At 38.0% G+C, this 19504-nt stretch carries 19 protein-coding genes; 12 read left to right on the forward strand and 7 right to left on the reverse strand.

Going from position 1 to position 19504, the window contains the following annotated elements; genetic code table 11:
- The first annotated feature begins 8 nt into the window (after positions 1–8).
- The 8 genes from HMPREF9423_RS04670 to HMPREF9423_RS04710 all read left to right on the forward strand — a co-directional run bounded on the left by HMPREF9423_RS04670 (position 9) and on the right by HMPREF9423_RS04710 (position 6670).
- Positions 9–215, forward strand: a complete 207-nt coding sequence (locus HMPREF9423_RS04670) for a hypothetical protein (protein WP_004252454.1) — start codon at positions 9–11, stop codon at positions 213–215.
- 153 nt (positions 216–368) lie between these two features.
- On the forward strand, positions 369–1301 hold the full coding sequence (locus tag HMPREF9423_RS04675) for an alpha/beta fold hydrolase (RefSeq protein ID WP_006148168.1): 933 nt from the start codon (positions 369–371) through the stop codon (positions 1299–1301).
- A 50-nt stretch (positions 1302–1351) separates the two neighbouring features.
- A complete protein-coding gene (locus HMPREF9423_RS04680; RefSeq protein ID WP_006148169.1) occupies positions 1352–1897 on the forward strand; it encodes a histidine phosphatase family protein in 546 nt (181 codons plus the stop codon).
- A 315-nt stretch (positions 1898–2212) separates the two neighbouring features.
- Positions 2213–3205, forward strand: a complete 993-nt coding sequence (locus HMPREF9423_RS04685; RefSeq protein ID WP_006148171.1) for an ABC transporter ATP-binding protein — start codon at positions 2213–2215, stop codon at positions 3203–3205.
- Between the two features lies 1 nt (position 3206).
- Entirely contained in the window at positions 3207–4025 is an 819-nt protein-coding gene (locus tag HMPREF9423_RS04690) for an ABC transporter permease (protein ID WP_006148172.1), read from the forward strand.
- Position 4026: 1 nt separating this feature from the next.
- On the forward strand, positions 4027–4812 hold the full coding sequence (locus HMPREF9423_RS04695) for an ABC transporter permease (RefSeq protein WP_006148173.1): 786 nt from the start codon (positions 4027–4029) through the stop codon (positions 4810–4812).
- 463 nt (positions 4813–5275) lie between these two features.
- Entirely contained in the window at positions 5276–6145 is an 870-nt protein-coding gene (locus HMPREF9423_RS04705; RefSeq protein ID WP_006148174.1) for a DUF6287 domain-containing protein, read from the forward strand.
- A 210-nt stretch (positions 6146–6355) separates the two neighbouring features.
- Complete coding sequence (locus HMPREF9423_RS04710; protein WP_006148175.1) at positions 6356–6670, forward strand: hypothetical protein; 315 nt, start codon at positions 6356–6358, stop codon at positions 6668–6670.
- A 36-nt stretch (positions 6671–6706) separates the two neighbouring features.
- On the opposite strand, the gene HMPREF9423_RS04715 is transcribed toward HMPREF9423_RS04710, so the two are convergent.
- Positions 6707–8392: an N-acetylmuramoyl-L-alanine amidase gene (locus HMPREF9423_RS04715; protein WP_006155585.1), complete on the reverse strand. Its 1686-nt coding sequence runs from the start codon at positions 8390–8392 to the stop codon at positions 6707–6709.
- Between the two features lie 109 nt (positions 8393–8501).
- Complete coding sequence (locus HMPREF9423_RS04720; RefSeq protein WP_025170162.1) at positions 8502–8861, reverse strand: DUF3397 domain-containing protein; 360 nt, start codon at positions 8859–8861, stop codon at positions 8502–8504.
- Positions 8862–9106: 245 nt separating this feature from the next.
- Between HMPREF9423_RS04720 and HMPREF9423_RS04725 the strand changes: the two genes are divergently transcribed.
- Positions 9107–10357: a dicarboxylate/amino acid:cation symporter gene (locus tag HMPREF9423_RS04725; protein ID WP_006148178.1), complete on the forward strand. Its 1251-nt coding sequence runs from the start codon at positions 9107–9109 to the stop codon at positions 10355–10357.
- 13 nt (positions 10358–10370) lie between these two features.
- Positions 10371–11312: an ATP-grasp domain-containing protein gene (locus HMPREF9423_RS04730; protein ID WP_006148179.1), complete on the forward strand. Its 942-nt coding sequence runs from the start codon at positions 10371–10373 to the stop codon at positions 11310–11312.
- Positions 11313–11539: 227 nt separating this feature from the next.
- On the opposite strand, the gene HMPREF9423_RS04735 is transcribed toward HMPREF9423_RS04730, so the two are convergent.
- From HMPREF9423_RS04735 to mnmL, 5 genes are read right to left on the reverse strand one after another with little or no spacing between them, the layout of a single operon-like run.
- Positions 11540–12403: a YihY/virulence factor BrkB family protein gene (locus tag HMPREF9423_RS04735; protein WP_006148182.1), complete on the reverse strand. Its 864-nt coding sequence runs from the start codon at positions 12401–12403 to the stop codon at positions 11540–11542.
- 39 nt (positions 12404–12442) lie between these two features.
- Positions 12443–14497 (reverse strand): cation:proton antiporter, encoded by a 2055-nt coding sequence (locus tag HMPREF9423_RS04740; RefSeq protein ID WP_006148183.1) that lies wholly within the window; start codon positions 14495–14497, stop codon positions 12443–12445.
- 11 nt (positions 14498–14508) lie between these two features.
- Positions 14509–14763, reverse strand: coding sequence for a hypothetical protein (locus HMPREF9423_RS04745; protein WP_006148185.1), 255 nt, complete (start codon positions 14761–14763; stop codon positions 14509–14511).
- Positions 14756–15313, reverse strand: a complete 558-nt coding sequence (gene mnmM, locus HMPREF9423_RS04750) for a tRNA 5-(aminomethyl)-2-thiouridylate-methyltransferase MnmM (RefSeq protein WP_006148186.1) — start codon at positions 15311–15313, stop codon at positions 14756–14758. Before mnmM ends, HMPREF9423_RS04745 begins: the two co-directional genes overlap by 8 nt.
- Positions 15297–16244, reverse strand: coding sequence for a tRNA modification radical SAM protein MnmL/YtqA (gene mnmL, locus HMPREF9423_RS04755; RefSeq protein WP_006148187.1), 948 nt, complete (start codon positions 16242–16244; stop codon positions 15297–15299). The genes mnmM and mnmL overlap by 17 nt, the downstream gene beginning before the upstream one ends.
- A gap of 191 nt (positions 16245–16435) precedes the next feature.
- Here mnmL and HMPREF9423_RS04760 point away from each other — a divergent pair, with 191 nt between their 5' ends.
- Entirely contained in the window at positions 16436–18622 is a 2187-nt protein-coding gene (locus HMPREF9423_RS04760) for a PTS transporter subunit IIBC (protein ID WP_006148188.1), read from the forward strand.
- Positions 18623–18675: 53 nt separating this feature from the next.
- Positions 18676–19494 (forward strand): endonuclease/exonuclease/phosphatase family protein, encoded by an 819-nt coding sequence (locus tag HMPREF9423_RS04765; protein ID WP_006148189.1) that lies wholly within the window; start codon positions 18676–18678, stop codon positions 19492–19494.
- Positions 19495–19504: the final 10 nt, after the last annotated feature.

Raw genomic sequence — 19504 nt, forward strand, 5'->3', positions numbered from 1 at the left:
GTAATATTATGGCAAAACTATACGAATGTAGAGAGTGCTTACAACAGTTTACAAAAAAGGAAATTGATTGGGAAGCTAGTGATGAAAGATATGAAGATTACTACTGTCATGACTGTTCAAGGTTTCTAGAACAATGTGGTATTGATGCGATGGATCCTGATGGATTTGGATACGATGATTATGGTAATTGGGATCAAGAACGTTTAGGTTTTTAGATTTTTTACTTACTACAATAGATATGTTTTTATCTTATTTAACAAACTAACCCGCCTGTGAAGGTGGGTTTTTTGGTTGCTTTTATAGAGAATATACTTAAGACTACTATATACTAAGTTGCTAAAAGAGTCTAATTTGTGTACAATAATGCTATGAAAATACTGAAAAAATGGTTTCTTGGCTTCCTTAGTCTTATGCTTTTGTTTTTAGGCGCTACATTTTTCTATCACAGAATCAGTTTACAAAAGGAAAATAAATTTTTAACACCTATGGGGCAAACAGTTCTTGTTAATGGGCACAAAATCAATGTTTACGTTGAGGGGGATGGTCCAGAGACAATAGTAGTTCTATCAGGTGCTGGTATTGCTTCACCTATATTAGACTTTAAGAATCTAACAGATTCCCTATCAAAAAAATATAAGGTAGTCATCGTGGAGCGGGCTGGCTATGGTTATAGCGAGGATAGCAATTATTCCAGAGATGTGATGGAAGTTTTGTCTGAGACACGTCAAGCTCTATCACAAGCAAATATATCAGGTCCTTTTATTATTCTGTCTCATTCAATGGCTAGTCTTGAAAGTCTGGCTTGGCAGGAGAAGTATCCTGATGAAGTGAAAGCCTTGGTTGGTCTGGATTGGGCCTTACCAGCTAGTTATGAGGATTTAAAGGATAATCAAGCCTTGCTTACTGTGGCTTATTGGAGCAGTAAGATTGGCTTATTACGCTATTTCCCTGAGTCCTTTTATATAAAAAATCCAACTCTGACTGAAACTGAACGACAACAATATAAATTACTAGCATATAAGCAATTGATGTCACAAGCCATGCTTCATGAATCCCGTTTGGTAAAGGAAAATGCCAAAAAAGTTCCCTCTAGCATCAATCCGAAAATTCCAGCCATACTCCTTGTTTCTAACGGTGAAGGCACGACCTTTAGCCAATCCGAATGGCAGCATTATGCAGAGAAATTTTCTAGTGACCAGTCTAATGTTCAAGTCATCTATATGGATGCGCCTCACGAACTTTATCATTATCAAAGTCATGAAATAGTCTCTCGAATTGAAGAATTTTTAGAGAATAATTGAGGGCTTAAAAATCCATTGAGACTGATGATAATAATTGAAAGGAATGACTTATGAATAATTCTTATATTTTACTTAGACATGCTCATTCAAGATTTTCAAGTGATGATTTTAATAGAACTTTGTCAGAAAAAGGATTTTCATCTCTTGAACAGTTGGAGTTTTTAAATGCTTGTAAAATAGATTACTTTATTTCAAGCCCTTATAAGCGAGCTTTTGAGACAGTAAATAGTTCTCCCGTTCAATTTGATAAGATAGTACTTGATAATCGTTTACGTGAAAGAAAATTATCCTCAAGATTTATTGAAGATACTGAGTTTGAAAAAACAATTCAATATTTATGGCAAAACCCAGATAAATCTCTCATTGGAGGCGAGTCCAATCGAGAAGCATTAAATAGAATTTTAGATTTATTTGCGGACTTGGAAGAAAGGTATTCAGATAAAACCATTTTACTGAGTTCTCATGGAAATTTGCTAGGAATCTTAATCAATCATTTTGATTCCAGTTTTGATTATGAAAAATGGGAGCAGATGACCTTTCCAGATTGTTTTCTAATTGATAGAAATGGGATTGTGAAAAGAATTATGAAAGATTAGTTCTTTGATTAAATAGTGATTCTTATTGATCAAAATAGTTTGCCTTTTTACAATTCGTAGCCTACCCCTAATGGCAGGTTTTTTGGTGTTTAAAGGAAACTAATAAACCAGAATTTCTGACTCAAAAGCATTATTTTAAGAGAGAAATATCTAATTTCATAATCTATAAGCAAACGCTTGCATTCCTTTATTTATTGGATTATAATAGGTTGGTATGAATCCTTCTGTAATAATATTGAGAAGGTGTAGAAAGTAAGGATTTAGAATATTTGTAGTCAAAAATACAATGTTGTTTCTTACGATAGGGAGATAGATATGGCAATGATAGAAGTGCAACATCTTCAGAAAAATTTTGTGAAGACAGTTAAGGAGCCGGGGTTAAAGGGAGCTTTGCGCTCCTTTGTTCATCCTGAAAAGCAGTCCTTTGAAGCGGTCAAAGATTTGACCTTTGAGGTTCCAAAAGGGCAGATTTTAGGATTTATAGGGGCAAATGGTGCTGGGAAGTCAACCACCATCAAAATGCTGACAGGGATTTTAAAACCGACATCTGGTTTTTGTCGGATTAACGGCAAGATTCCCCAGGACAATCGCCAAGATTATGTCAAGGATATTGGAGTCGTTTTCGGACAACGTACCCAGCTATGGTGGGATTTGGCACTGCAAGAGACCTACACGGTCTTGAAGGAGATTTACGATGTGCCAGACTCGCTTTTCCATAATCGCATGGACTTTTTGAATGAAGTTTTGGATTTGAAAGAATTTATCAAGGATCCTGTGCGGACTCTTTCATTGGGTCAACGGATGCGGGCGGATATTGCGGCCTCCTTGCTTCACAATCCCAAGGTTCTCTTTCTAGATGAGCCGACCATTGGCTTGGACGTTTCGGTCAAGGACAACATTCGACGTGCTATCACCCAGATCAATCAGGAGGAAGAAACAACTATTCTCTTGACCACTCACGATCTGAGTGACATTGAGCAACTCTGTGATCGGATTTTTATGATTGATAAGGGGCAGGAGATTTTTGATGGGACGGTTGGCCAGCTCAAGGAGACCTTTGGCAAGATGAAGACTCTTTCCTTTGAGCTGACGCCAGGTCAAAGTCAACTCGTCTCTCATTATGAAGGCTTGTCTGATATATCCATTGATAGACAAGGAAATAACTTGACTATTGAATTTGATAGTTCCCGCTACCAGTCAGCTGATATTATCAAACAAACCCTGTCTGATTTTGAAGTCCGTGATTTGAAGATGGTAGATACGGATATTGAAGATATTATCCGTCGCTTCTATCGAAAGGAGCTCTAAGATGGTCAAATTGTGGAGACGTTATAAACCTTTTATCAATGCAGGGATTCAGGAGTTGATTACCTATCGAGTCAACTTTATTCTTTATCGGATCGGTGATGTCATGGGTGCTTTTGTGGCCTTTTATCTCTGGAAGGCTGTCTTTGATTCTTCGCAAGAGTCTTTGATTCAGGGCTTCAGTATGGCAGATATCACTTTCTACATCATCATGAGTTTTGTGACCAATCTTTTGACCAGGTCAGATAGCTCCTTTATGATTGGGGAGGAGGTCAAGGATGGTTCCATTATCATGAGATTGTTGAGACCAGTGCATTTTGCTGCCTCTTATCTCTTTACTGAGCTTGGTTCCAAGTGGTTGATTTTTATCTCTGTTGGACTGCCATTTTTAAGTGTCATTGTTTTGATAAAAATCTTATCTGGGCAAGGTGTTTTAGAAGTGCTGGGATTAACTATCCTTTATCTCTTTAGCTTAACTCTGGCTTATCTGATTAACTTTTTCTTTAATATCTGCTTTGGATTTTCAGCCTTTGTGTTTAAAAATCTATGGGGTTCCAATCTACTCAAGACTTCAATAGTGGCCTTTATGTCTGGAAGTCTAATTCCCTTGGCTTTCTTTCCGAAAATCGTTTCAGATATTCTGTCTTTCTTGCCTTTCTCATCCTTAATTTACACTCCGGTTATGATCATTGTTGGGAAATACGATGCCAATCAGGTTATTCAAGCACTTTTGCTTCAGTTTTTCTGGCTTATAGTGATGGTGGGCTTGTCTCAGTTGATTTGGAAACGAGTCCAGTCATTTATCACCATTCAGGGAGGTTAGGATGAAAAAATATCAACGCATGCATCTGATTTTTATCAGACAATACATCAAGCAAATCATGGAATACAAGGTGGATTTTGTGGTTGGTGTCTTGGGAGTCTTTCTGACTCAAGGCCTAAACCTCTTGTTTCTTAATGTACTTTTTCAACACATCCCCTCGCTAGAAGGTTGGACCTTTCAAGAGATTGCCTTTATCTATGGATTTTCCTTAATTCCAAAGGGATTAGATCATCTCTTTTTTGACAATCTCTGGGCTTTAGGTCAACGACTAGTTCGAAAAGGGGAGTTTGACAAGTATCTGACTCGTCCTATCAATCCTCTCTTTCACATCCTCGTTGAGACCTTTCAGATTGATGCCTTGGGTGAACTTTTGGTCGGTGGAATCTTACTAGCGACAACGGCGACTAGCATTACTTGGACTCTTCCAAAATTCCTGATTTTCCTAGTTTGTATTCCTTTTGCGACCTTGATTTATACTTCCTTGAAAATTGCGACAGCCAGCATCGCTTTTTGGACCAAGCAGTCAGGTGCCATGATTTACATTTTCTATATGTTTAATGACTTTGCCAAGTACCCGATTTCTATTTACAATTCGCTCCTTCGTTGGTTAATTAGTTTTATTGTGCCTTTCGCCTTTACGGCCTACTATCCTGCCAGCTATTTCTTGCAGGATAAGGATGTCTTCTTTAATATCGGTGGTTTGATTCTGATTTCCCTTGTTTTCTTTGTTATTTCCCTCAAACTTTGGGACAGGGGGTTGGATGCCTATGAAAGTGCTGGTTCTTAAAAATAAATAAAGCCTTGTCTCAGGACAGGCTTCTTTTAATGAAGATGAAAATTTCTTGACATCTATTCTCAGAGTGCCATACTAAAAGGGTAGCCGCCGATTTAGCTCAGTTGGTAGAGTAAGGCACTCGTAACGCGTATGTCATAGGTTCAAGCCCTGAAATCGGCAGAATCAAGAAGTCCAAATGGACTTCTTTTTTGTAAATATAGGAAAGGTGGAACATATGAGATAGGTTCTGTTTAACGTCTGTGATTCCTGTTTATAAGTAAAAACTAAAATTTATATTTTGTGGTATAATGTATTGTAATAAATACTTGTTTTGATACCAATCTAGGAACGGTTGAATCTGCAATTATTTTAGAAATTTTTGCTTAGATTTTTTTAAATAGTCATAAAAGTTCATAGATAGTAACGAATGAAGTATCGCAAGCTTGGCTGAATATAAATCAAAAAGGAGAAAATTATGAATAAGAAAGAACGGAAAAAACAATTTGAAGAGATCAATGGACGTAAGCGGTCTGAATCAAAGTTGACTCCAAATAAAAAAATAAAAATCTATATTGGCATAGCACTCGCTGTTTTAGTTACTCTCATCTTGGTTAGTATTTTCTTGTATCCTCTGATTGGAAAGAAAGAGTCAAATCAAGCATCGTCTTCAATTTCAACTACAGAGACAACAAATCAAGCGTCTACAAGCCAAGGAAAAACGGATGGGACTGATAAGGATAAACAAGAGGAAATTCAAAAACTCAAGAATCAACTGACTGATTTGGATACCAAGATTACTGAAGCAGAAGCACTTGTTAGCAAGCTAAAGAAAGAAACTGCTGTTCCAAAACTAGATATTGAAGCAATCAAGAACAATGATTTGTCTAGTTTAGAAGGTACTTGGCGTAGTCAATCTGGTAATGAATATATCATTAATGATTCTGGAGAAGTACGTGCGACTTGGTTTACAAATGATCAAAAGTACGAATCTGTAGTTGGATTAAAGGTATCAAAAGGACAAGATAGTCGTAACCCTGAGACAGCGTCTATCAGTGCATGGGTAAAAGATTCTGTTGCTGGAGGATTTGTAGTAGTAGCTGTGCCAAGTGGAGTCGTTATGCAACCTGCTGATGACGGAAAGATTACGGATAAAAGCAATCATGCTGAGGAAAGACTACTTTCAGGACAAGATTATGGGTCTATGTTAATGAAACCAGAAGATGTTTATTACCGTGTGAAACCAGATACTAGTAAACTTGAGGAAGAAGAAAAGAATTTAGCTCAACTGCAAGCTGATCGAGAAGCAATCAAATCTTCTCTAGAATATAAGGAAAAGAAAAACTAGATTGTATTTGTTCAAAAATACTGTTACAATCGGCAGTGTGAAAGAAGTCCTCTAGGACTTCTTTTTTCTTTTGATAAGATTTTTGACCACATAGTCTATTATGACTACCACATAGGCAAAACCTATTGTTTGCGATTTTTATTTCTGTTATAGTAGTAATTGTCAAGGGGAGATAAAGCTTCCTAACAAAATAGAAAATGAGGTTATATCATGAAAAAAGTAGTAGGTATCGGTTTTTTAGTCGTTGCAGCAACAGTCTTGTATTTTGGTTTAGTTAGATGGCCAAGTTTGGATGTTAACATCTGGGCACTATTTCCAGTAGGTCTATTTCTATTTTTCACTCTTGAAAATTTGGTGAAAAAAGATTACAAGGCCAGTCTCATGAGCTTGATCATTGCCTTTATCATTGCAAATGCCATTCTTGATATCTTGCCACTTTCAAGTGGTTTGGTTATCGGTGCAGGAGTGCTAGCTTGCGTGGGAATTGGATTTCTCTTTCCTGACGTTAATAAGAAAGAAGCATAATACAAAAAAGCCTCGAGATTTCTCGAGGCTTTTTCTTTATTTACCTGCGTAATATTTTTGAATACCTTTGACAATACCTGCCACCAATCTATTTTGGTAAGCATCGCTACGAATTTGTTGGTTTTCGTTGAAATTGTCAATGTAACCAAGCTCCAATAGAACTGCTGGTTTATCAGTTTCTCGAAGGACAGCAAAGCTACTTTGGAGGAGACCTGCATCCTTAGCACCTGTTTCAGCTAGGAGTGAAGAGTGGATATCAGCAGCAAGGCGATTACTTTCACTGATACGATCAGGATGGTTATGCCAGTAAGGATTTATCTTAGCGCGATAGCCCGAATCTTCTTCGTAAGAATAGGTCTGAATTCCAGAACGGTTAGAAGCAGGGTTGCCACTAGCATTGAAGTGGATACTAATGAAAATATCTGAGTTTGTACTATTCACCATTTTTGAACGTTCAGTGATAAAGTCGACATAGACATCACTATCTCTCGAAGAAAGAACGGTATAACCAAGCCCCTCGAGTTCCTTGCGAAGTTTCTTGTAAACTTGCATAGTGAGGTCTTTTTCATTCGTGTTATAGTAAACAGCACCAGGATCTCTACCACCGTGTCCTGGATCTAAGAAAACAGTCTTCGTGTATTTTCCTTTTTCAAATCCACGACTTACAGGAATTTCGCCAATCCATTTTCCATTACTTTGGAACTGATGTGCTTTTCCATCAATTTTACGAGTTCCTGTGACATAGACACCATTTTCATCTAGATAGTAACGGGCATTGTAGTAGCTGTCGTCAATCCATTCACTCTTAGCCATGTAACCACCTGACTTGAGGTAGTATGAGCCAATCCATTCACGCGCTGCATAAGCACCACCTGATTTTAAATAGAACCAACTATTGTAGTTTTTATCGAAAATCCATTCTTTCTCAGCCATAACTCCGTTAGCTTTTAGGTAGTAGCTACCTTGCCATTGGTTGTTTGCCATGCTGGCATCTTTATTAAAGTAGTACCAGCTACCACCAATTTTATCCCACTTATTTTTACTTAATTGTCCAGAAGCTTGGGCATAGTACCATTTACCATCTTGTTTTATCCAAGTACTCTCAGCCATAGCACCACTATTGGTAAAGATATAACCATCAAAAATGGTGTTGCTGAGCATGATACCGTCTTTGTCAAAGTAGTACCATACACCACCAACTTTTTCCCATTTTTGCTGAGAGATTTTACCAGATGGCTTTGCATAATACCATTTATCTTTGACTTTACCCCAGCCACTATCGACCATAGCACCGCTAGAAGTTAGAATGTATCCATCGAAAATAGTATTATCAAGCATGATTCCATTCTTATCGAAATAGTACCATTTGCCGTGAATTTTTTTCCAGTTTAGAGCAGGTTTGTTTGCTTCATAGAAGCGCCAGATATTTTCTTCAAATACCCAACCATTCTTTTTGACTTCTGGAGCTTTTGTCTCTTCTTTCTTGTCTGAACTTGTAGTTGTAGTTGTAGTAGATGTTGTAGGGAGGCTTGAACTTGTTTCAGTAGAAGGAGCAATTTCCTTGGTTGAAGGGGTGCTCTTTTTTTCTTTTTCTGTAGTTGTAGTTTCTTGTGTCGTTTCTGCTGTAGTAGTTTGTAGGTTATTTTCTTCAGCAAAAGCTGGATTTGTTGCGAATCCTAGAAAAGTAAGCGTGATGGCACTTGCCAAGAGCATTTTTTTCACTTGTTTGATCTCCTATTTTTTCAATAATCTCTTTTTAAAATGTCATTAGAAAAGCACCTCATGTGGAAGAACTAGTCGCCAACTGTTGAGGTGCTGGCATGATTTATTTTTATTTCATCATGAAGATTTGAACAATCATAACGATGTAGATGAGCAATGTGAGTAGAAATCCAGCTCTCCAAAAGAATTTAAGGAATTTTGGATAATAAAAGCTACGTTTTTTGCTCAGGAAGAAAAAAGCTAGAATAATGGCTAGCAAAGATAAGGCTGCCCCCAAAATGGGAAGTTGATTATGGGTAAAAACCTTTGCACTGATTAAATAGTATTCAAAAATCAGAAAAGGAAAAGCCAAATCTGCAAAGTTAATCCCCTTTTTCTTTAACTTAAAAAATCTACTAAAGATAATAGCCAAAGCCAAGGTTAGTACCAAAAGCAAGACGGAAGCGAGTTTCATTAAAATCATAACAATATTGTATCATAAAATTTGAATAAAAGGAAAGCATATTCCTTGATTTAACAGTGTTTTTCTAAAAATTCTTGTTTAGAAATTGATTTTTTATACTATATCAAACATCAATGTGATTTACTTTGTAAAGTTGGAGTAGTTTGAACCTTCATGATAAATCTTTTTTATGGTGACAATAAAAAATATATATTAGTCAGGAGAGAAGAATAGTAGTAGAATGAGTAGCAAATAAAACAAAGGAGTTTCTTATGAAATTAGTTACTTTATGGTCAAAACTCTCACTAGGCATTCAATTATTGGTGGCTTTGGTCTTGGGTGTTATCGCTGCCCTTATCTGGCCACAATTTGCAGGCTTTTATCAATTTTTAGGTCAAGCCTTTATTAAATTGATCAATATGGTTATCATTCCGCTAATCTTCCCAACTATCGTTGTTGCAGTAGCTGGAGTTATCGGAAAAAAATCTTTTGGAAAAATCTTGACCAAGAGTTTGGTTTACTTTTTTACCGTAACAACTGCCATTACTCTTTTGTTTGTATTTGCTAGTTACTATTTAGGATTTGGTCAAGGAGTGAACATCGGTCAAACTGGTGGAAACCTTGATGGGATTGCTAACAATGTCAAGTTCAGCGAATTTTTGCTTGGTTTCATTCCATCAAATATCGTTAAATCTCTTTCAGATGGCGCTCTATTGCCAATTATCGTTTTTGCAATCTTTCTTGGTTACGGAATTGGGAATCTTAAGTCTGATAAATCTCAGAAGATTATCGAAGGTTTCCAAATCTGGATTGAAGCCATTTACAAGATTGTTACAGTAATTATCAAACTATCACCGGTTGGAATTTTTGGATTTATCGCTAAAGATGTTGCAACTACGGGTATCGACAAGTTGATTGGGCTTGGTCAGTTTGTAATTGGAACTTATCTGGCTTATGCTGTATTGGTTCTCCTTATTTTCCCTTTGATCGCCGTCTTCTTTAAAGTGCCGTATTTATCAGCCTTTCGTGAAAATTGGAGTCTCTTGACCCTGGCTTTTGTTACAGGTAGTTCTAGTGTGGTCTTGCCATCCCTTCTTAAAGATTTGAAAAAACAGGGGCATGACGAACATACAATTGATTTAGTTGTTCCTTTAGGATATACTTTTAATTTAGAAGGAGCAGCAGTTTATTTCTCAGTAACGACAATTTTTATCGCCCACGCCTATGGTATTCAATTTTCTTTATCAAGTCTCTTGTTTACTGTTTTATTGTTGACCTTGATTGGAAAAACTGCGGCAACCGTACCATCAGGAGCTATTGTGGTTTTACTTGCTGCAGCACCTCAATTGGGCTTACCAGTTGAAGGAGTAGCCTTGATTTTTGCAGTTGATTTCTTTGTCAATGCTGGTCGTACAATGATCAATGTTTTGGGTCAAATCTTAACAGTCAGCGTTATCGAAAAAACAGAAGGATATATTTTAGAAGAAGAAAAAGAAAGCCAATTATCAGTCAGCTTTTCTTAAGGAGATATAAATAATGAGTGAAGCAAAAGTTTATGTGATTCATGAGAATCTAGAATGGACTCAACATTTAGTAAAATGGTTGGAAGAATTAGAAGTCCCTTATGAACTATGGGATTTGTCTAGTGGGATTTTAGATTTGCAAAGCCCACCGCCGCAAGGTATCTTTTACAATCGTATGTCTGCCTCTTCTCACACAAGAGGACATCGTTATGCGCCAGAATTTACAGAGCAAGTGATTACTTGGTTAGAAGCCCACGGACGCAAAGTTGTGAATGGTACCGGTGCTATCAACCTTGAAATTAGTAAAATCAAACAATATTTGAAGTTAAACGAATCTGGTATAGAGACTCCTGCAACAGTTGCAGTTTTAGGGCAAGAGAACATCATTGAAGCAGCAAGAAAATTGAACATTTATCCTTTAATTACTAAGCACAATCGAGCAGGTAAGGGATTAGGCGTTCAACTCTTCCAAAATGAAGAGGAACTTGAAGCTTATGTCAATAGTCCCCTCTTTGAACCTTCAGTGGACGGGATTACCTTGTTACAAGCCTACATCAAACCAAGTGATGGACGTATCCGTCGTTCAGAGTTTATCAATCAAAAGTTTCTCTATACTGTTTCGATTGATTCTTCAGATGGATTCCAACTGTGTCCAGCAGATGGTTGCCAAATCGGCAAGAGACCGGAGCAACTAGAAACGTCTGAAAAATTCCAGATTACAGAACCTCTACCAGATGACCGGAGAGAAGCTTATGAGAATTTCTTGAAAAATGCTCAGATTGAAGTTGCGGCGATTGAATGGGTTCAATCCGAGAGTGGAGACATTTATGTCTATGATGTAAATACCAACACCAACTACAATCCTACCGCAGAAAAGAATGCCACTATTTTTGCTCACCAACACTTGGCTCAGTATCTAAAAACAGAATTGCAAGCCGTCACTAGTGGACAATAAAGTAGGAAATTCAAAAATCCCCCAGTATCAAATGACTGGGGGATTGATTTGTTTATACTCTTCGAAAATCTCTTCAAACCACGTCAGCTTCCATCTTCAACCTCAAAATAGTATTTTGAGCTGCCTTCGTCAGTTCTATCCACAACCTCAAAACGGTGTTTTGAGCAACCTGCGGCTCGCTTCCTAGTTTGCTCTTTGATTTTCATTGAGTATTAATCGATAAAAAATTATTGATTTGCTTTAAAGTCTGGATCCTTCAAACTTTGAACGCTAGCATTGAGGACAGCGCCGATAATTAATATTTTGGCAATGATAATGAACCAGAACATCATGACAACGACGACGATTGAACTGAAAAATCTGACGTCAACGAGATAGTTGACATAATTGTTGAAATAAGCTGCAAAGATGTTTAATAATGCAATAGTGGTAACTAGTACAAAGAGACTACCAGGTATGACGTAGCGAATCTTACTTACTTTAACATTTGGTAGGAAATAATAGAGCATAATCACGGTAGCAAAAAGAAAGGCATAAATCAGGGGACCTGTAAAATCTTGTAGATAAGAAAACAGAGCACTCTCGGATTTCCAGTAGTTTTTAAGCAAGTCCAATAACATATGGCCGAACATACTGAGGAATAAGGCAAGGGCAAAGAGAATTTGAAGGCCAAAGCTAACCAAGAGACTCATCAGCTGGTGTGAGATAATTCCTCTATTTTTTGCAACTCCATAGGCTTTATTAAAGGCCTTCTGAAGAAAATCCATGGATTTGGAGAAAGTCCAAAGAGCTGATAAGATAGCAAAACTTAGTAAACCTGTTGATGGTTGAGTCAGAACTTCTCTGACAATTTTTGCAACAACTTCATAAATTGTATCTGGTAAAAATTCCTTGATTGTTAAAAGAAAGTTGGAGATGGGAATTTGAAAGTAGGGTAAGATGTTGACCACTATCATGAGTAAGGGGAAGATAGAAATCAACCAATAGTAGGCAACAGCAACGCTAGTTAACTCACTATCGGAGGCTTGATAGTAGTGCAAAAAAGCTTTTAATAAGGGTCTATCAGTCAGCTGTTTCCACAACTTTTTCATGTTACAATCCTCCAGTTTTTCTCTTGTTTTCTATAGACTTTAATTTCTTCGAACTAATTCCATCATATCATAAGGTAAGGTATTAGCAGATTCTTTTAAGGAATAAGTTTCTAAATTATTGACATTTTGTCGTAGCTTTTTGGCATATTGAGCTGAGATGAGTTTTTGAGCTTCGTATTCAAAGATACACTTACGTTCAAGGTAATAACCTCTAAGCATTTCATCAATGTTATTGGGTTTGATACGATTGATAACCCGTTCCACAAAGGCACCACTCGTAATATGACTGGTTTCGCGAAGACGAGATTCCTGCATGAAGCTGATCAGAGAACTCTTATAAATCCCTTTAAGGTTTTCTAAACTCTCGATAATAATTTCCGTATTAGCTAGGTAGAGTTCTGCAATTTGGTCATAATCAATGGCAAGAAGTCGCTGTTTTTCCTTGTCTTTCCACGAACGGAATGTTTTCCCAAATGTGAGCAATTCATGAAGTAGAAAACGAAGAATGCGTATGGAGACAAGGAAGTAGTAGGTTAGTCGAGAAGCAAAGTTTCGCTTAATATTTTTCTCCATGTTTTTCAAGTAGCGTTGGTAGACACGATAAGCACGATCTCCAATCTTTCCTTCTTCATAGGCTTGTTCCAAGCCATCGCTTTCAACACTGAGAATCAAGAGTTTCAGAGCTTCCCAGTCCTCTTGAATTTCTTTGTTTTCTTGACTAAGAATAAGATTTTCAATACGTCCATGATAATTGTCAATAGCCGCATAGAGTGGAACCTTGTTTTTTGTGTTCTCTAAATCCTTCTCTAATTCCATGGCGACATCGTTTAAGATAGCGATGTGCATGAGTTGATCCTTAGATGGTTCTTTCTCTTCAGAAAGGTGCGGGAGTACTAGTAATCCCGTCAGGAAACTTACCAGGGTTACGCCAGCTACGAGGAAGAGAAGAAGAGGGTATTCTTGCTCCAGATTAGACGGTATCAAAAGGATAGTGGCAATGGATACAGTTCCCTTCACACCAGAAAAGGTAAGGAGGAGCATGTCTTTGACATATTTGTCTAAACTTTTATGAAGCTTCTTAATCCGAAATGCGTAAAATCCATAGATCATGACAAAGCGGATAACAAAAAGCAGGAAGGTCAAGAGGAAAACACTGAGTAAGAGAAGCACTTTGTTGTAGAAAGCACTCTTAAGAATTGGTTCCGCGATCATTTCAAGTTCCATCCCAAGAATGACAAAGACTGAACCATTGAGCATAAAGGTTACAGTCTGCCAAACAGTCTCAGTAACTGTATCAACTTGTGCTTCAAGCAGATTTATTTTCTTGAAACGACTGGCTTTCAGAATCCCAGCAACAACAACGGCGATGATGCCTGAAACATGAATTTCTTCGGCTATGAAAAAAGTCAAGAGAGGTAAACTAAGTTCCAATAAGAGCTCACTTGCGATATCTGTTGCTCGGACACTGAGTAGAAAAGTATGGAGGAAGCGATTGATTAGGGCTGTTATCAAGCCGACTGCAAATCCTCCAACGATGGAAATGGCTAATGAAGATCCGGCTTGGGTAAGGGAGAATGTTCCTGTTGTCCAAGCGATGAGAGCCATACGAAAGGCTACTAGTCCAGAAGCATCATTCAGAAGACCTTCCCCTTTTAGGATATTAGAGACCCGCTTTGGGAAGGAAAAGCGTTGAGAAAGGGATGCGAAGGCGACTAGGTCAGTAGGACCTAAAGCAGCACCAACTGCTACACAGGCGGCTAATGGTAGGCTAGCCCAAAGGACATGAGCGAGTCCCCCCATGCTCAGCGCTGATATAAAGATAACTGGAAAAATCAAGTAGAGGACAATCCGCCAGTGTTTTAGGATAGAAGTAATGTCTGCTTCTTGAGCTTCGCGAAAGAGTAGTGGACCAATGACTAAAGCTAAGAATAACTCAGTATCTAAATGATATTGGTTGTTGGGTAAGCAAAGCCCAATTCCAATCCCTAACAAAATTTGAATCAGAGGCATGGGTAAAAAGGGCAGAAGCTTATTGGTCGTACTAGAAACAATAAGAACTAGTAAAAATACCAAGAGATAAAAAAGTAAATTCATTTTCCACCTCCCTATTTTTGTTTACGACAATTTTCAAAAAGTTCCTTTTGTTCTTGGATTTTTTGATCAATCTTTGAGCAGTCCTTATGTTCTATTTTTTTCTGACAACGCTCCATTTCAAGTGAAATCATTTTCTTCTTGATTTTCAGCATTTTTTTACTCATATGTGCTTCATCCAAAATACCAACTGCCCGTTCATGTTGGGTTGACTCGACAAAGTTGTGACGAAGAGCTTCGATTTTATCTTTTAGGTATTGTTTATCCATGTCGATACCTTTCTAATTTTTCAATCATCACTAAAAATGGTGGATTGTTAATTTGGTTGAGAGTTCGATAAATTGTAGCAGTATATTCTTGTTGCGGTAACTGACTGACATAATCCAGGACTGCATCTCGTTCTATATCTCCACCTTCATGCCCGTAGTATATCATGATGGCTATCCGTCCGCCCTTAACGAGCATCAGACAGAGTTTTTCTAGTGCCTCAAGGGTTGTCTGAGGTTGAGTGATAATGCTTTTATCAGCAGAAGGTAGATAACCTAGATTGAAGATGGCGGCCTTGACTTCTGTCACAAATTGATCCACAGTTTCGTGGCCTTGCAGGATTAAGTCTACATTGGTCAAACCTGCTTCTTGGATACGTTTACTTGTTTTTTGAAGAGCTTGTTCTTGTATATCAAAAGCGTAGACTTGTTTAGCCAACTTGGCAAGGAAAAGCGTATCATGTCCATTTCCCATGGTCGCATCTACAACAACATCATCTTTTGTGATGACTTGGGCAAGAAAATCATGCGCCATTTCAAGTGGTTTTTTCATTCATAAACTCCTGTTTTACAGCCTTGCATCCTTGGACACTACCTCGTTGTCTCATTTCAGCTTCTATGCTATTTAGAACTTCCCATTTATTGAGACTCCACATAGGACCAATCAGCATATCTCTAGGCGCATCACCCGTAATCCTATGGATGACTATATGTTTGGGAATAATTTCTAGTTGGTCACAGATAACTTTCACATAGTCGTCTTGACACATAAGCTGCAGTCTACCCTCGTGATAATCACGTTGCATCCGAGTATTTGTCATAAGGTGAAGTAGGTGAAGTTTAATCCCTTGAATATCATTATCAGTCACACAGCGACGAACATTTTCCACCATCATGTCATGAGTTTCACCTGGCAAGCCGTTAATCAAATGGGCAACAATCTCAATCTTTGGATATTTCCTCAAGCGTTTAACTGTCTCCACATAAAGTTCATAGGAGTGGGCACGGTTAATCAACTCAGAAGTTTCTTCATAGGTTGTTTGTAAACCTAACTCTACAGTAACATGCATTCGTTCTGACAGTTCTGCCAAGTATTCGATAGTCTCATCAGGAAGGCAATCTGGTCGTGTCCCGATATTGATTCCAACAACACCAGGTTCATTAATAGCTTGTTCATAGCGTTCGCGAATGACTTCGAGCTTTTCATGAGTATTAGTAAAGTTTTGGAAATAAACCAGATATTTTCTGACATCTGGCCATTTGCGGTGCATAAAGTCAATTTCCTTGTAAAATTGCTCACGAATAGGAGCATCAGGCGCAACAATAGCATCTCCAGATCCAGAAACAGTACAGAAAGTACAACCTCCATGAGCTACCGTACCATCACGATTGGGACAATCGAATCCGGCATCGATAGGAACTTTGAAAGTTTTTTCTCCGAATAAATTTCGATAATAATCATTCAAGGTATTATAGGATTTCATAGCTAATATTATATCAGAAAACCCCAGTAAACTCAAAGTTAGTAAACAATTGAAGAGAAGTAAGAAATTTTTAAAATCAAAAAATCTTATATAAATCCTTTACAAAAAAAATTAAAGTGGTATAATAGAGGTGTTGATGGTGCAAACGTTTTCGTAAATCGTTTGCACTAAAATAAAATAAGGAGATTTGAATGATGAAAGATACATTCAAAAATGTTTTGTCTTTCGAGTTTTGGCAAAAATTCGGTAAGGCTCTAATGGTGGTTATCGCTGTTATGCCAGCGGCTGGATTGATGATTTCAATCGGTAAGTCACTTGCAATGATTAACCCTAACTTTGCGCCACTTGTTGTTACAGGTGGAATCCTTGAGCAAATTGGTTGGGGAGTTATCGGTAACCTACATATCTTGTTTGCTCTTGCTATCGGTGGTAGCTGGGCTAAAGAACGTGCTGGTGGTGCTTTTGCTGCCGGTCTAGCATTTATCTTAATTAACCGTATCACTGGTGCTATCTTTAGTGTTAGTGGTGATATGTTGAAAGATCCTAATGCTATGGTTTCAACAATCTTTGGTAACTCTATCAAAGTTTCTGATTACTTTATCAGCGTGTTTGAATCTCCAGCACTTAACATGGGTGTGTTTGTAGGGATTATTTCTGGTTTTGTAGGGGCAACTGCCTTTAACAAATACTACAATTTCCGTAAACTTCCTGATGCACTTTCATTCTTTAACGGAAAACGTTTTGTACCGTTTGTAGTTATTCTTCGTTCAGCAATTGCTGCAATCCTTCTTGCAATTTTCTGGCCACTTGTTCAAACAGGTATTAACAGCTTTGGTATCTGGATTGCTAACTCTCAAGAAACAGCTCCAGTTCTAGCACCATTCTTGTATGGTACTTTGGAACGCTTACTCTTGCCATTTGGACTTCACCACATGTTGACTATCCCAATGAACTATACAGCTCTTGGTGGTACTTATGATGTCATGACTGGTGCAGCAAAAGGTACTCAAGTATTTGGTCAAGATCCACTTTGGCTTGCATGGGTAACTGACCTTGTAAACCTTAAAGGTACTGACGCGGCTCAATACCAACACTTGTTAGATACAGTACATCCAGCTCGTTTCAAAGTTGGACAAATGATTGGTTCGTTTGGTATCTTGATGGGTGTAATTGTGGCTATCTACCGTAACGTTGATCCAGATAAGAAACACCAATACAAAGGTATGATGATCGCAACTGCTCTTGCAACATTCTTGACAGGGGTAACTGAACCAATTGAGTACATGTTCATGTTCATCGCAACACCTCTTTACCTTGTTTACGCTCTTGTTCAAGGTGCTGCCTTTGCAATGGCTGATGTTGTGAACCTTCGTGTGCACTCATTCGGTTCAATCGAATTCTTGACTCGTACTCCGCTAGCTATCAATGCTGGTATTGGTATGGATATTGTTAACTTTATCTGGGTGACAGTACTCTTTGGATTTATCATGTACTTTATCGCTAACTTCATGATTAAGAAATTCAACTATGCAACTCCAGGACGTAACGGTAACTACGAAAATGCAGATGGTTCTTCTGAATCTTCAGCTGCTGGTGAAACTAAAGTTGCAGAAGCTTCTCAAGCAGTTAACATCATCAACCTTCTTGGTGGACGTGCGAACATCGTTGATGTAGATGCATGTATGACTCGTCTTCGCGTTACTGTAAAAGATGCAGAAAAAGTTGGAACAGAAGAACAATGGAAAGCTGAAGGAGCTATGGGACTTGTCATGAAAGGACAAGGTGTCCAAGCTATCTACGGACCTAAAGCTGACGTTTTGAAATCAGATATCCAAGATATTCTTGATTCTGGAGAAGTGATTCCTGAAACCCTTCCAAGTCAAATGGCAGCAGCTCAAAAAGATACTGTTGTCTACAAAGGTGTAACTGAAGAAGTTTATTCAGTTGCTGACGGTCAAGTCATTGAATTGGAACAAGTTAAGGATCCAGTCTTTTCACAAAAAATGATGGGTGATGGATTTGCAGTAGAACCAGCAAACGGAAACATTGTATCTCCAGTTTCTGGTACTGTATCAAGTGTATTCCCAACTAAACATGCTCTTGGCCTTGTAACTGAAGCAGGTCTTGAAGTTCTTGTTCATATTGGTCTTGATACTGTAAGTCTTGAAGGAAAACCATTTGAAGTGTTAGTTTCAGAAGGTCAAACAGTAGCTGCTGGTGATCTCTTGGTCAAAGCTGACCTCGGAGCAATTCAGGCTGCTGAGCGTGAAACTACAACAGTAGTAGTCTTTACAAATGGAGATGCCATCAAGTCAGTTAAATTAGAACAAACCGGTTCTCTTGCAGCTAAAACAGCAGTTGCAAAAGTAGAATTGTAATACACTAAGGGGTTGGAAGCTGTTTTCCAACCTCTTGTTTATAGGAGAAAAACATGAAGTTTTTAACACTCAATACTCATAGTTGGATGGAAAAAAATCCTGAAGAAAAATTTCAGCTCTTGTTACAAGATATACTTGAAAACAGCTATGATTTGATTTGTTTTCAAGAGATTAACCAAGAAATTACATCAACTCAAGTAGAGTCTGGACCACTTTACAATCCGTTACCTTCAGCAGAACCCATTCACCAAGACCACTATGTTCGTCTTTTGGTAGAGAAGTTGTCTGAAAAAGGACTGGACTATTATTGGACATGGGCTTATAATCATATCGGATATGACCGTTATCATGAGGGAGTTTCAATTCTATCTAAAACACCGATTAAGGCGCGTGAGATTTTGGTTTCAGATGTAGATGATCCAACTGATTATCACACTCGTCGAGTTGCACTAGTAGAAACAGTAGTAGAAGGTAAAGAGCTTGCAGTTGCGAGTGTGCATCTCTCTTGGTGGGATAAAGGATTCCAAGAGGAATGGGCAAGATTTGAAGCAGTTCTAAAAGAGTTGAATAAACCTCTATTACTAGCAGGAGATTTTAATAATCCTGCAGGTCAAGAAGGTTACCAAGCTATTCTATCTAGTCCACTAGACTTACAAGATGCATTTGAAGTTGCAAAAGAAAGAAGTGGAAGCTACACTGTTCCTCCAGAAATTGATGGTTGGAAGGGAAATACAGAACCTCTTCGAATTGATTACGTCTTTATGACAAAAGATCTTCAGGTAGAAAAGTTACAGGTAGTTTTTGATGGCCAAGCAAGTCCGCAGGTCAGTGATCACTTTGGTCTTCAAGCAGAACTTTCTTGGAAGAACTAACAAAGAATTT

This window comes from Streptococcus infantis ATCC 700779 (assembly GCF_000187465.1).
Lineage (GTDB): Bacteria > Bacillota > Bacilli > Lactobacillales > Streptococcaceae > Streptococcus > Streptococcus infantis.

Bases quoted from the DNA above. Each gene is read 5' to 3' on its own strand.
- HMPREF9423_RS04670 (WP_004252454.1), top strand. From the start codon at position 9: ATGGCAAAACTATACGAATGTAGAGAGTGCTTACAACAGTTTACAAAA.
- mnmL (WP_006148187.1), bottom strand. From the start codon at position 16,244: ATGAAATCCTATAATACCTTGAATGATTATTATCGAAATTTATTCGGA.
- HMPREF9423_RS04680 (WP_006148169.1), top strand. From the start codon at position 1,352: ATGAATAATTCTTATATTTTACTTAGACATGCTCATTCAAGATTTTCA.
- HMPREF9423_RS04735 (WP_006148182.1), bottom strand. From the start codon at position 12,403: ATGAAAAAGTTGTGGAAACAGCTGACTGATAGACCCTTATTAAAAGCT.
- HMPREF9423_RS04690 (WP_006148172.1), top strand. From the start codon at position 3,207: ATGGTCAAATTGTGGAGACGTTATAAACCTTTTATCAATGCAGGGATT.
- HMPREF9423_RS04695 (WP_006148173.1), top strand. From the start codon at position 4,027: ATGAAAAAATATCAACGCATGCATCTGATTTTTATCAGACAATACATC.
- HMPREF9423_RS04685 (WP_006148171.1), top strand. From the start codon at position 2,213: ATGGCAATGATAGAAGTGCAACATCTTCAGAAAAATTTTGTGAAGACA.
- HMPREF9423_RS04730 (WP_006148179.1), top strand. From the start codon at position 10,371: ATGAGTGAAGCAAAAGTTTATGTGATTCATGAGAATCTAGAATGGACT.
- HMPREF9423_RS04760 (WP_006148188.1), top strand. From the start codon at position 16,436: ATGATGAAAGATACATTCAAAAATGTTTTGTCTTTCGAGTTTTGGCAA.
- HMPREF9423_RS04705 (WP_006148174.1), top strand. From the start codon at position 5,276: ATGAATAAGAAAGAACGGAAAAAACAATTTGAAGAGATCAATGGACGT.
- HMPREF9423_RS04745 (WP_006148185.1), bottom strand. From the start codon at position 14,763: ATGGATAAACAATACCTAAAAGATAAAATCGAAGCTCTTCGTCACAAC.
- HMPREF9423_RS04725 (WP_006148178.1), top strand. From the start codon at position 9,107: ATGAAATTAGTTACTTTATGGTCAAAACTCTCACTAGGCATTCAATTA.
- HMPREF9423_RS04740 (WP_006148183.1), bottom strand. From the start codon at position 14,497: ATGAATTTACTTTTTTATCTCTTGGTATTTTTACTAGTTCTTATTGTT.
- HMPREF9423_RS04675 (WP_006148168.1), top strand. From the start codon at position 369: ATGAAAATACTGAAAAAATGGTTTCTTGGCTTCCTTAGTCTTATGCTT.
- HMPREF9423_RS04710 (WP_006148175.1), top strand. From the start codon at position 6,356: ATGAAAAAAGTAGTAGGTATCGGTTTTTTAGTCGTTGCAGCAACAGTC.
- HMPREF9423_RS04765 (WP_006148189.1), top strand. From the start codon at position 18,676: ATGAAGTTTTTAACACTCAATACTCATAGTTGGATGGAAAAAAATCCT.
- mnmM (WP_006148186.1), bottom strand. From the start codon at position 15,313: ATGAAAAAACCACTTGAAATGGCGCATGATTTTCTTGCCCAAGTCATC.